Annotated in this window: 10 protein-coding genes; 6 read left to right on the forward strand and 4 right to left on the reverse strand. The window is 64.2% G+C overall.

The window, feature by feature from the left end; translation table 11 throughout:
• Positions 1-194 precede the first annotated feature (194 nt).
• Positions 195-629: a hypothetical protein gene (locus EV645_RS32675; RefSeq protein ID WP_130447941.1), complete on the reverse strand. Its 435-nt coding sequence runs from the start codon at positions 627-629 to the stop codon at positions 195-197.
• Positions 630-1999: 1370 nt separating this feature from the next.
• On the opposite strand from EV645_RS32675, the gene EV645_RS32680 reads away from it, so the two are divergent.
• The 3 genes from EV645_RS32680 (at position 2000) to EV645_RS32690 (ending at position 6506) form a co-directional block, all read left to right on the forward strand.
• Entirely contained in the window at positions 2000-2395 is a 396-nt protein-coding gene (locus EV645_RS32680) for a hypothetical protein (protein ID WP_130447942.1), read from the forward strand.
• Positions 2392-4308 carry a DEAD/DEAH box helicase family protein gene (locus EV645_RS32685; protein ID WP_198682026.1) on the forward strand — a complete coding sequence of 639 codons (1917 nt, stop codon included), beginning with the start codon at positions 2392-2394 and terminating at the stop codon, positions 4306-4308. The genes EV645_RS32680 and EV645_RS32685 overlap by 4 nt, the downstream gene beginning before the upstream one ends.
• 125 nt (positions 4309-4433) lie before the next feature.
• Positions 4434-6506: a stress protein gene (locus tag EV645_RS32690; RefSeq protein ID WP_130447943.1), complete on the forward strand. Its 2073-nt coding sequence runs from the start codon at positions 4434-4436 to the stop codon at positions 6504-6506.
• Positions 6507-6658: 152 nt separating this feature from the next.
• Here EV645_RS32690 and EV645_RS32695 read toward each other — a convergent pair whose 3' ends face one another.
• Both EV645_RS32695 and EV645_RS32700 read right to left on the reverse strand, forming a co-directional pair.
• Positions 6659-6865 (reverse strand): IS3 family transposase, encoded by a 207-nt coding sequence (locus tag EV645_RS32695; protein ID WP_157997212.1) that lies wholly within the window; start codon positions 6863-6865, stop codon positions 6659-6661.
• Between the two features lie 108 nt (positions 6866-6973).
• The gene (locus EV645_RS32700) at positions 6974-8035 is read right to left on the reverse strand and encodes a hypothetical protein (RefSeq protein WP_130447945.1); all 1062 of its coding nucleotides are present in this window, start codon (positions 8033-8035) and stop codon (positions 6974-6976) included.
• Positions 8036-8827: 792 nt separating this feature from the next.
• Between EV645_RS32700 and EV645_RS32705 the strand changes: the two genes are divergently transcribed.
• Together EV645_RS32705 and EV645_RS43260 are read left to right on the forward strand one after the other, a co-directional pair.
• Positions 8828-9358: a hypothetical protein gene (locus EV645_RS32705; protein ID WP_130447946.1), complete on the forward strand. Its 531-nt coding sequence runs from the start codon at positions 8828-8830 to the stop codon at positions 9356-9358.
• Positions 9359-9638: 280 nt separating this feature from the next.
• Positions 9639-9764 (forward strand): hypothetical protein, encoded by a 126-nt coding sequence (locus tag EV645_RS43260; RefSeq protein WP_277877127.1) that lies wholly within the window; start codon positions 9639-9641, stop codon positions 9762-9764.
• A 1024-nt stretch (positions 9765-10788) separates the two neighbouring features.
• Here the strand turns inward: EV645_RS43260 and EV645_RS32715 are convergent.
• Entirely contained in the window at positions 10789-11100 is a 312-nt protein-coding gene (locus EV645_RS32715) for an EthD family reductase (RefSeq protein ID WP_130447947.1), read from the reverse strand.
• 177 nt (positions 11101-11277) lie between these two features.
• Here EV645_RS32715 and EV645_RS32720 point away from each other — a divergent pair, with 177 nt between their 5' ends.
• Complete coding sequence (locus EV645_RS32720) at positions 11278-11625, forward strand: winged helix-turn-helix transcriptional regulator (RefSeq protein ID WP_130447948.1); 348 nt, start codon at positions 11278-11280, stop codon at positions 11623-11625.
• Positions 11626-12038 lie beyond the last annotated feature (413 nt).

The following is a 12038-nucleotide window of genomic DNA, read 5'->3' on the forward strand; positions in this document are numbered from 1 at the left end:
CTCCTGTGGGTGTCGCCGGTGTCTGACCCTCCTGTTGCCGGAGTTTGGCCTGGTATCCCGCCCATGTGGATCACCTTCCCGAGTACGGTGGATCCTATTGGGGACCCGATAAGTCTGTTTTCGAAAGGCGAGGGCAAAGCCCTCAATCGATAACAAGAGCGGTCACTAGCTGCCAACTCGGGTTCACATCCGAGTCATCCGGAACGAATAGGTACTCTCCCCATTGCCCTGGATTCGAGCCATTGGTGCTTCGGAACCCGACAATGCGCCCGTCGATGATCTTTTTTCACATGGGTGCCTGGGTCGGGATCCAAGACAAGCTTCGCAGGCAGTGTTCGCGGAAGGATCGTGCCGACCGACGAGTGGGAGTCGCGACTCGCGATTGACCGACCGAGTATGTCGGCCGTAGCCACCACCCCGATCAAGGCGACCAGCGCCAGCGCAATCTGCCGCTGGAAGCCAGCGTCATTGAAGGGCGGCTGGTCTGTAAGTTCTCCAATGGCCACTGAGATTCCGGCAAGAACCGGAACCGCCACACCAGTGATCCTCGTGATGTTGAGCGACCTCGCCTTGACGAGGTCCTCGGGGCTTGCGTCCGATGAAAATGTATCTGCAAACCAATTCGTCATGACCCGCTCCCACCCATGACCAGAACTTGTCAGCGCACGAATCGTGCGAATCAGGCTGGGCTGGAGTCGTGCGGCCAGCGACCTCGGAACGCGTCGTCCCGGCCATGTTGGTCAGCGTGCAGGTTTGAACACCTGTTGCTGACGATAAAGGTCTTCGCCCGCTCAAATCCAACTCAGACCATGCACACCCGTCCTCCCCCTGCACCAGCAATGGCGAGGCCATGCCGGTCTGCCCCGCAAACTGAAACACCTCGGTTCAGCGGTTCGGAGCTGCAGTTATGAGGCTAGCGCTCAAGGGGACCGGAGGGAATAGTCGGAGCGATTGTCCGCGGGTCCCTGCGCAACTGAGAATCGCGCATCAAGTGCTTCATTGAATTGCTAGCGATTGAACGCCGATGGATGGTCAGGACGCCTCGAAGGTGGCGGCCGGCACAGACCCGAACAGTTGCTCTGGGCAAATGTCTGCGCCGTCGCAGCTTCGTGCCGGCAAGCTCCGGCTGTGACGTTTGGCTGACTCAGTACCCATGCGACGTGTCCTAAGCGCTCTGCCTGGCCGTGGTGATCTTCGTGTTCGCCCGGGCTGGACTGGCTTGACTGGCGACGTTCGGAGCAACGATCTGCATTGGACTGGGGTGGGTCGGGCCGCTTGATGCTGCAGGGGCGGCCGGCTTGCCTGCTGGCCGGAGCTCAGACTCGCTCCTGAGCTCAGGCCTTCGATACGCCAAAAAATGTTGCTATGGGCAAGTTCCTGCTCCGTCACTGCTCCGTGAGACGCTGACAAACACTGGTTACTGTTGATCAATGACGAATAGCGAAACCGCAGGTCAGGACGCAGAGACGCCTCTCTCAGTCGAGGTTGCCGCCAGGCTGGAGGAGATCTACACCTTCCTCACCGGTACGGCGTTCCTCCACATTCAACTGGAAGACGAACGCGACGCTCGCCCCGAGCAAGGAGCCGCGGCCCGCGCAGTCTTCCTCTCCACCAGAACCGCCCTAACACCCAGGCCCAGCCGCAATGGCCATCCGCCTGTCGTCCCACGACCCCGACGCGGCCTATCGCCGTACCGTCGACCTCTGCCTTAGCGGCGGCCAGTCCTGACTCGCTGAGGCTGGCCAACTGTCGCGGGACCGTGGAATTATGGGCCGAACGGACTGCCGGGGGAAGTTGGGTGCTGATGGATACCTGGTTTGGCCGGATGGCTGATATTCCGGGGATTCAGTTTCAGGGCAGTCCGGGGGTTGATCGATCTCGCCTGCCTGAGGCAAACGTGAGGCCGAGCACGGAGTACGGCTATCTCCACTGGCCAACATCGGACGGGACGACATCTGCTTCTCCCGCACAGCGACGGTGGACCGGGGACACGCGTTCGGTGGCTCTCGATGGTCTGGTGCGGTGGGTGTGGGAGGGCCTTGAGTTGCCTGGGCTGCCGCTCGACTACCACTTCCTCCTCCAGGGAGCGGTCGACCGATTGTGGGCTGCCCGGGCGTCCTATCCGGTCGGCTTACAGCACGTCGAGATCTTCGCCGCCGCGGATCTGGCGCTCCTCGAGGCCGTCCCCCAGATGGCTCTGAGGGACCGAGCCCGCCCGGCTGAAGGCTTCCTGCGCATTACTTCGTTGACCGTTCTGTTGACACTGTTGGAGCAGGAGGGCGCTGTGCGTGAAGCGCTTGCATTGAGCCGGCGGGCGCAACGGATCGGCGGCGAGGCCTTTGTACGTGATGATCTGGAGGCCAAGGTAGCTGCGCTCGAGGGAGAAGACGGATGAGCGGCACCCGGCTCGTCCGGGCGATCTCTGGAGAGTCCTTTCTCGAGGACGCGTTCGTCCGGTGGGTCCTCACGCCGGCTGTCACCGAGGGGATCCTTCCGCACATCGTCGGTCAGCAGCCCGTTGCGATCGACGATCGCAACTACGTGCTGGACTTTGTGATCGCCGGGTCCGGCCGGCCGATCGTGATCGAGCTCGACGGCTTCGAGTTTCACAGCAGCCGCAAAGCATTCGTGCACGACCGCAGCAGGCAGAACGACCTCGTGGCCCTTGCCTATATCGTGCTGCGATTCTCCTACGATGCGATCCGGGATGACACGGCTCGCTGCGTCTCACAGTTGCAGTCGGTCCTGGCAGCAGACCCGCAGCTCGCCGTCCATCTGATCGCAGACCCGATCGTGCCTGTCCCGGACGACATGGACGCCAACCCGCTCTGGCTGGCGACGCCACCCCCGGTGCAGACGCCGCCTAGCCTGTCGTACTTCGACGAGGTCAGGCAGCGGTTTGCCATGACCCCACTGCGCGGTTGCCAGCGGGAGGCGCTGACCGCGTTGGCCGACTACTACCGGCGAGGCGGCACGAACGCGGCATGCGTAATGTCGGTCGGCTCAGGCAAGACAGTTCTGGGTGTGGCGGCGGCGCTGGCCTTCAGCAGACGCAGGGCGTTGATCGTAACCCCTGGCCGGGTGATACGAGGTGCCTTTGCCACCGCACTGGATGAGTCCTCTGCTGCGAATGTGATCTACACACTGAGAGGCGGTCCACTCATCCCTGGGTGCCGGCCTCCGCGGACCACGGTTCTGGATCGGCAGGACGGCCCGATCCGCGACGTGAGCCGCGAGACGCTGCTGTCGTCCGACATCATCGTCACGAACTTCCACTCGCTCAACAGCACGCGAGACGGCGAAGGACTACTGGGTGTCCTCGATCCGGACGACATCGACTTCATCGTCGTCGACGAAGCCCACATCGCCGCAGCGACGTCGTATCAGAACCTGTTCGACCATTTCCCGAGCGCACGCCGGCTCCTGATGTCGGCCTGTTTCAGCCGGGCCGACGGCAAGAGCATCACGGCAGATGTGGTCTACCGCTACCGGCTGATCGACTCGATCGCCGACGGTCACGCCAAGCATCTCCGGGCCCACCGCTTCAGCCCTGAAGTCGAGCAGACCGAGTACGAGATCACCTGGCCCGACGGCACCCGCGAGGAGATCGTCGGCAAACAGGCGCTTCTCGAGGTCATGGACGACGAACGCAAACTTGCCCGGATCACAGCGACCTCCGAGCAGCCCATTCACCGGATCATGCAAATCGTCAGCGAATGCCTGGACTCCCAGAAGGTCGCGCTCGCCCCGTTGCGACCGCGAGTCCTGTTTGCCGCGCTCGGGCAGAACCATGCCGAGCAGATCGCACGGATCGCAAACGCTCACGGCATCATTGCCCGAACCTTGCACCACTCGATGAGCGACACCGAGATCGCCGCCACGAGGAGGCGCTACGAAGCGGAGTCCGGGACGCTGCAGGCCGTCGTACAGCTCAAGATGCTCGGCCAAGGGTATGACCTGCCTGCCATCAGTGTGGTCGTCCCGATGCGGCCGTACGGCAGCTTCGGGGAGTTCTACCAGTTCATCGGGCGCGGCATCAGGATGATCCATGACCCTGACCTGGCCGCTCGCGAGCAGGAACAACATCTGGACGTCGTCTACCACGGCGAACTCGGCCTGGACACCCACCTGGAAAGTCTCCGCATTGAGAACGACATGGACCCGAACCCCGAGACCGACGACGCCTTCGGTGACGCGCCGGTGCCAGACCGTACAGCGGCCGAACACGGGCCCGACGGCGGAGATCGCTCAGGCAGTCGTCCTCGAAGAACAGGGGGACTCCCGGCAGCAGTTCCTCCACACCCCTGACCAGGTCGAAGCCCGCAGAGAAGAACGAGAGTTGCACGCCCTCGCCCAGCGGTACGCCGCCTATGCGGCTACCAGGGCCACGCCCCGATCATTCGAAGACTTCGTTGCGGTGATCCGGAGCATGCATGGATGAGTCCGCCTTCGCCGCCGTCGACCAGCTCGCCGCCGTCCTCCTCGAAAGAGCCTTGAACGGCACCAAGATCATCGACATCGCTCGTGAGCATCCAGACCCGAACCGGCGAAACCACGTGGCGATCGTGGCGGTCGGTCCCGACGAACGGGCCTTCATCGACAGAAGTTTCAGCCTGGCGAAGCAGCAATCCCGCGGCGCGTGGTTCCTGCCGGAGCAGGCCTCCCTGAAGTGCAGGTCCATCAATCTCGCTGCCCATCTCCGGCACCATCCATGGCATGCCCTGACCGTCGCCTCCGAGGACCGCGCCAGCATGCCACTGGCCGCCAGCCCAGACGCACTGGCAACCCTCGCACTGCTCATCCCGCTCTTCGACACGATTTTCGCGCCAGTCTTCCTCCGTGCGGCGGGCTCTCCGGACCCTGCCGAGGTTCAGCGAGCTACCTGGGCCGACCTCGACCTACTCGGCATCAGGCCGGCCCCGGCCTTCGCTGTCTTCCAGTACGGCGGAGGGTGGAGCCGTCTCGACCGCGGCGGTCAGGTACAAGCCCGTCTCGCGTTCCTCGACGCACTCGCCACGCAGGACCTAGTCGGAATTGCTTCACGGTTCCGGGCCCAACAAGTCCAAGCGCTGGCGGCCAGGACCATGCAGAAGGCGCGTCACACCACGCCACTCGCCCGCCAAGCCATGACGAAGCCTCTCCAACTGACGCTGGCCGCCTACTTCGGTGGCGACTGGATGGCCTTCCTCGACCATCTCGGACTGCCTCCGAACCCCAACGAGGAGGTCATGACTGCTCTCCCCACTCCGAAGCTGTTCGTCGGGGGTGCCGCAAAGGCGACGGCGGCAGCGGCCAAGCACGGACTCGATGTGAGCGACGCGCACGCCATGCTCGCGGCATTCCTGGGGCAGACCGACTCTGTCTCTCCCGTAGACCGCAGAGTCGAGGTTCTCCGGCGGTGGTGGGTGGAATTCGACAGCGCGCACGCAAGGCAGACACCACAGATGGACGCACTGTGGGGTCTTGTCGAGGACACCGACTACGCGATCGGATATCAGCAAGGCCCGTCGTCCGAGCTCTATCGGCGCCTGCTGTCGCCGGGCCTCCTCGAAGACATCGCGCAGCACTGGGAAGGCGCCATACTCCCGCGATGGCCGAACACGATCGTCACCGAGCCTTATCCACACAAGATCATGGCCGAGGCGTTCGGACCTGCCGTCTCCCTCTGGCACGGGATCGCTCTCACTGCCTGGTACACCTGCGAGGGTCCGTCCTCGCGGACGTCCCTTGAGGGCCTCCGCAGTTATCACCAACGAGATCTTGCCGCGCTCGCAGAGGCGGGCGTCCCGGTCCATCTAAGCCTCTTCGACGAACTCCTCGCCGCCGAGCAACACCTGGGCAAGCCCCAGAGCCTCGAGACGAACACTCACGAGCTGCAGTTGGCGAACGGCACGCTTGGATTCCGGATGAGCGGTGGAGGAGAACGCCGCGACGGCTTCGAGCTCCTCCGCGACATCATCACCCGGCACCGCAGAGGCTGGGCAGAGCGCTACCTGGCCGAATATCTGCAGCAGCGCTGGACCACCGAACTGTCCCAGGTCTCCCAAGAGGTTCATCGGACTATCGCCGTCAAGGGGAAGCCGCCGACCTTCAAGCAGTTCGCTCGCTTGGCTGCCACAGCCGCCACGCACTGGTTCGGCGGGGATCTCACTGCGCTCTCGACCGCCATCGGAGAGAAGGCGCCGCCGGCCTTGCCACGCGTCTGCCTTTTCTCGATGCCGACCCGCCAACTCATCGAGACGGTCTACGCCGCGCTGGGTGGCGAGCCGTACGAAGAGAACCTCAGGATCACCGATTTCCCAAAGGCTGACGGCTATCGGCAAAGATCTCGTCTTGCGACCGCCAGCGTGAGATACCTGCAGCTCATGGAAGCTCTTGGCAGACCGCCCGAGCCGACCGAATTCGGAGCCAACCGCTTCGAGTGGGAATGGGCCGGAGACCTGGACCGAGGATGGCCCACCTACAAGAAGAGGGTCGAAGGCACGCTGAACGGACGCAGCCGGTGAAGCTGGAGATCCGATCTGCAGTCGCGTTCCGGGGCGTTGTGCTGCCTGCGGACGTCGCGTTGGCTGCAACACGTCTCGGTTTGGAGCCGTCCGAGCTGAGGGCCGGCCTGGGGTTGACCCGGTTCGACGGACAGGGTTGGTGTGAGGTTGGTTCACGCTACCTGTTGGTGGGTGTTGGCGTGGGTTGATTCGTAGGTGGCGGGGCTGAGGTAGCCGAGGGTGGACTGGCGTCGGCGGGTGTTGTACCAGCCCTCGATGTAGTTGAAGAGTGCGCTGGTGGCGGCCTCGCGGGTGGGCCAGGCGCGGCGGTGGATCAGTTCGGTCTTGACGGTGGCGAAGAAGGACTCGACGACCGGCAAGAGCCGTGACCGCGGCGCCAACCGATCACTTGGCTGACGGGGCAGGGGACTGCTGCACTGTCTGCGTGACCTCAGCGTCCCGCGCGGCCGCTGAGGGTTCACGCGGTTCTAGGGTTTGTCCGTCAGGGGCGAGAGAGCACGGCAGAGAACCCCAGTGTCGGCGATAGCCTGTCGGCACAGGGTGTCTGTGACTGTCAGGCGCTGCCCGAGCTGGGCCGTCGAGTGTGGAGCCTTGGTGATGTACTTGGCGTCGACGATGCCGTCGTTGTGGGTGAAGAGATGTCGAATGGCCCAGACATCGACGAGTCTGTGCCAAGTCACATCGCCAACCGTTGTACGTAGGTCTTCGTAGCCTTCGGACACGCAAAGCGCTGCCATGTCGTCGAGGCGTTGGAAGATGTTTCCTTTGTTCCTAAGTTTCAGCGCGGCGTCCGGCACCGCATCCTTGAAGAGGTTGCCGGCGAGGACTTCGACTATGCCGACGAGGTTCTCCAAGGTGTCGACCCAGAGGCGGTTGAACACACCTTGCTCTCGGAGGCCGACGGCGACGGCAGGAGGGAGAGCGGCAAATGCGTCGAGACGTGCTGTCTCGGCGGCAAGGGCGTCGAATGCGACGACAGTGGAGGGCAGCGGACCGCAGGACGGGCAGAAGCGATGCTCGCCGAAGACGGCATAACGAAGAGAGCACCGAGCGCATTTGCGGACCCGGACCAGGGCCTCTTCGTCGATGCCTGGCAATGCCTTAGGCGAGAACGACGTGGACTTGTAGGTGATCTCGATCCCGGATCCACCTCGAGGGCGCGAGCGTGACTTCCGGGCGATCCCACCGAAGATCTCGTCGAGGGCGTTACCGATGATCTGCTCGCCTAAGTCGCCGACGGCGCGCTGTATCCGATCCATCTGCTGCTCGGTGAGGAAGTCGCCGGTGTCACCGCGGCCTCCGCAGTAAGCGCACCAGAGCTCGATGTCATCGGGGAGCGCTTCGTAGTCATCGGCATCGAGCCGGAACAGCGCACGGCAACTGGGGCACTGCTGTCCGAGGAAGCCGTCATCGTCGGTGGGGATTTCGACGCTGAGATTGAAGGTTTCGCCCTGGCGCCCGGCGATGCGCGCTCCAGGTGGCATGCGAAATCCGAACTTGTCCGACCACGACCCGCCTGTGAAGCTCATGAGTTCGATTGTGCGCCTGGTCGCCGACAGCTTCCGTCACGGACCGGTCGACTTGTTCAGGGTTTGAGGCGGTAGATCAGTTGGGTGTCGTCGTAGTTACGCCGGCGGCGCTCTCCTGGAGTCGCGGCGCCGCCGTCCTGTAGGCACGTGGCTGACGCCTCTCTCGGGATGCTGTTCGGCTAGTCGGCCTGCCTCCCGCTCTCTTAAGGTAAGGCGTGCCTCATCTTGCGGCGGGTGGTCTTAGCCGATCCTGAGCCTCGGAGTCGCCGACATGCGCACCCTAACCAAGCTGGCGCCCACTGTCGCGCAATCTCGCGACTACGCCGACTTCGCAGCGTCCTGCACAGTCATGACTCAACAGGCCGGCACCTCCCTCGGCCGCCGCGCCAATGCCGACCAGTTGATCGCGGACATCAACGCCCAGTTGCCAAGGCTCGTCAGGCGCACCCCGAATGGGCCGGGAGACTATCGCTGTGGCCGAGCCCGCCAAGGCCGATGAATGGGCGTCTTCGGTGCCGCCGACCCGAAGCTCCAGTTCTTCGAGGTCCTGGGCTCCGCCGCCGCTCCTGCAGTCCGCAAGCTGGATCCCGGCGGCGACGTCGCCACGATCAGCCTCGAGCGCCTTGAGCTTCTGGGATGTACTCAAATCGAGCGGCTGGGGTGCCCACACTCCACTCGTGCTGTATGCCAGCGACGACACTCCACAGATGAGAGGGATGTGGTGTTGCGCGAAGGTCACGGGCGCGCCGGGCAACCTGCCTGGTCTAGTCACCCAGCTATAAAGTGCCGTAGGTGAACCCAACCGTGCTCGCAGCCCTAATCGGCGCTGGTGCCGTCGCGGTGACCGCGATCAGCGGCTTCATCGCCAGCGTACGTGTCGCCAGGTTAGCGACCACTAACGCCTCAAACACCCTGCAGTTGGCGCTTACAGAGCAGCAACGCGAGCGTGTGTGGGAACGTCGTGCTGAGGTCTATGTCGACGTAGTGGAATATGTCCACCGCCGTCTCAGAGCGCGCCAAAGCCTGCACGAGCCGGCCGTGCTGACCGCAGTGGGCGGGACCGGAATTGTTCCGCCAGTCGACTACGGGGCAGCAGAGTGGTTCGCCTTCGATGCTCGTCTGAGAGTGTTCGCGGCAGACTCGGTGCTGAAGGAGTTCTCTGCAGCCCTGAAGGCGGACATCGCCGCCCGGGAGGCGATAGATCGGCAGGATCCCGGCACGGCGCAGGCTATGCGGGCCGCCGTTGAGGCTGATGCAGCCTTGCACGCTTCGATCCGTGCCGAGCTTGCCGGACTCGCGGGTGCACCATTCGGAATGCCCTAACGCCGAGCACGCCAATCGCAGTCTTGGGCTGCGCCTCGACTGCCTCGAGATCAGAGTCTTCGATGCCGCCCAGGCCAAATACTCTGCGAACTCGTGCGACGGGCGAGGTTCGAGTCCTTCGTCTCGGTGTACGGCGTTGTGATCGGCAGGAGGCCCGCTGCACGAGCTGACGGTCGATCGGGCCGCTCTCCTCCAGGTGTCGGACTGGTCGGCTCCCGCGCGTGCGTACATCCAGGGCCAGCCGGATCAGTTCGCGCTCCGGACCGCGATCGACGCCTAGATGACCGAGGCGATGACGCTGTCGGCCCGGATCGACCGGCAGTTCCGGGAGCTGCATGGGCCTGAGTACGAGGACTACGAACGACTGCTCGACGAGCTGCGGGGGCCCAATGGCGGGTGCGACTGACTTCGCGGGGCCCGTCCGACGCTCGGGACAGCGTGTCAGGCATTTCGAACGGTGGCGATGCTCCCCAGCGTTGCCAACAAGGGTGCTAACAACAGGGTGCTGGATCGAGATGGACGACTGTGGACGGACGCGCCTGTTGCTGCGCCTGGGCCGGCTATCGGAATGCGGTCGGTGGACGCCGGGTCGCGGCACTCGTAATGAGAAGGTCGACGGCCGGGGCACGAGAACGAGGCTTGGAGGTCATCGAGCGCCTGCCAAGGCCTATTAGTGGCTACGCGCTCTCAACGCCTCCAGCCGTTCGGCAGGCTGGCGCTGTTCCTTCTGTGAGAGGTTTCGAATTTGTCTAAGACTAGGCGGAGGGGCGCCTCAGAGTGCCCGATCGGGCTCCCGGCTGAACCCACTGGACTGCCATCGAACTGACTACTCTGCTGCCGTCAGAACGTTGCTATGGGCAAATTCTTGCTCCGTCACAGCTCCGTGAGACGTTGGCAAACTGTGGTCACGGCTGAGCATTGACGACAGAAGAAACCGCAGGTCAGAGGCCTTATTCGCCGACTCGCGCCGAGCCGTCCCCCGCGCTGGAGGAGATCTACACCATCTTCGAAGGCACCTCCGAAATCCAGCGCCTGGTAATCGCCCGAGCCATCTCAGGCATGCGCATCAGGTAGGCACCCCGCACGCTACGCAGGCGCTGCGTCGCTTCCGTGTCTGCTATGCGTGCTCCCGCGCGCCGCCGGATCATCGTCGGTGTGTCCTTGCCGGCTGGTGCCGGCTGTCTGGGGGCTGCCGACCGCGGTGCGCTTTGCCACCCGACCGCGGGAGGCTCGTCTGTGCCCGGCAAGCCAAGGACGCCCGCTCCTGCCGGATGGCTGACTAGCTCGGACTGATATGACCCGCCGCGTCGGCTACTACGGCGAACTGATTGCCGCACGCGGATCAGTCGAGCAAAAGCCTGTTCGTTGGCTCAGGGATGACGCCGGCTTGGAAGAGAGCCCCTTTCACGCCGGCTCGTCGTATGTCCGGCTCAGCTGGTGCCGTTCTGGATCGGATAGTCGATGACGACCGCGCCGCCGGTGGCGTAGTTGGCGACATCGGCGGCCGCTTGCTGGCCTTGCGGGGACGACCTTGCCGCGGTCATTGCGGCAGCGTTGGCGAACTCGGCCTCGAAGACGGCGAAGTACGGCGTCGGTTCCTGCGTCGCTGCGACCTCGAAGCTGTAGCGCCACGCGAGGAGGCCGGGCATGCGTGTGACCAGCGGGAGGTGCTTGCTCACGTAGTAGTCGCGGAAATGGTCGGGATCGGCGGGCTCGGGATACAGGACCATCAGCTTGTGCATACAACCCTCCGTTCAGCGGCGAGCGACCAGAACGCCCTGGGACACCTCGGGCCGGCCGGTCGCACAACCTGGTGGTGATCGCCTCACGAAGCACCCGAAGGTGCTTCGGAAATCGAATCGATGGGGTGGACGATAGTGTGTCGGATATCGAAGCCGCAAGATGGGACGGTACGACGGATGGCGACACCCAGGCCGGGACGGGCGGTCCGAGGGTCGAGCACCGGCCGGCCGCTGATGGCCGCCCTCGACCTGTTCGGCCGTAGGTGGAACCTGCGGATCGTCTGGGAACTGCGACACGGGCCGGTCGGGTTCCGCGCGTTGCAGGAGCGCTGCGACAACATGTCCTCCAGCGTGCTGCGGCAACGGCTGACCGAACTGCTCGACGCCGCCCTCGTCGAACAGCGTCCGGACACCACCTACGCCCTCACCGAGCTGGGTCACGGCGCCCACCGCGCGCTGCGCCCGCTCGTCCGCTGGTCCGCAGACTGGGCCGCGACCCTGTCCGAGTCCGAGGACGCCCGCTAACGCCTCTGACATCGAAGCCCCAGCGCTCTTCGGGGTGTGCGGTGAGATGGCACGGACAACTCCATTCGAACCACCAGACGCGGCGCCCCAACTCGCCGCGATGATGCCGCACGGGCAGCCGCCAATCGGCGTGCCGGGCCGGGCCGGTCCAAGACCAGCTCGCTCGTCAGCCGGCGACGCGTGCTGGACGGCGCCGAGCGACCGGCCGCTGAAGCAAGGTGCTCCCGATTCACCAACCCGCCTAGCAGGTTGCCGGCGATTTGCTGTAGTAACTCGATTTACTCCGTCGGCGGACCGACCTTCGATATCGGCGCGGTCCGCTCAGTGTCGTTCTTCGGCGGCGGAATTCAAGCACTTCAATTATTTCTGCCTTATGGAAATTGTTGTGGTTAATCGCAGTGTGTGACTACTCG

Origin of the sequence: Kribbella rubisoli, from assembly GCF_004217145.1 — a bacterium.
Taxonomy (GTDB): domain Bacteria; phylum Actinomycetota; class Actinomycetes; order Propionibacteriales; family Kribbellaceae; genus Kribbella; species Kribbella rubisoli.

Bases quoted from the DNA above. Each gene is read 5' to 3' on its own strand.
- EV645_RS32685 (WP_198682026.1), top strand. From the start codon at position 2,392: ATGAGCGGCACCCGGCTCGTCCGGGCGATCTCTGGAGAGTCCTTTCTC.
- EV645_RS32715 (WP_130447947.1), bottom strand. From the start codon at position 11,100: ATGCACAAGCTGATGGTCCTGTATCCCGAGCCCGCCGATCCCGACCAT.
- EV645_RS32675 (WP_130447941.1), bottom strand. From the start codon at position 629: ATGACGAATTGGTTTGCAGATACATTTTCATCGGACGCAAGCCCCGAG.
- EV645_RS43260 (WP_277877127.1), top strand. From the start codon at position 9,639: ATGACCGAGGCGATGACGCTGTCGGCCCGGATCGACCGGCAGTTCCGG.
- EV645_RS32690 (WP_130447943.1), top strand. From the start codon at position 4,434: ATGGATGAGTCCGCCTTCGCCGCCGTCGACCAGCTCGCCGCCGTCCTC.
- EV645_RS32720 (WP_130447948.1), top strand. From the start codon at position 11,278: ATGGCGACACCCAGGCCGGGACGGGCGGTCCGAGGGTCGAGCACCGGC.
- EV645_RS32700 (WP_130447945.1), bottom strand. From the start codon at position 8,035: ATGAGCTTCACAGGCGGGTCGTGGTCGGACAAGTTCGGATTTCGCATG.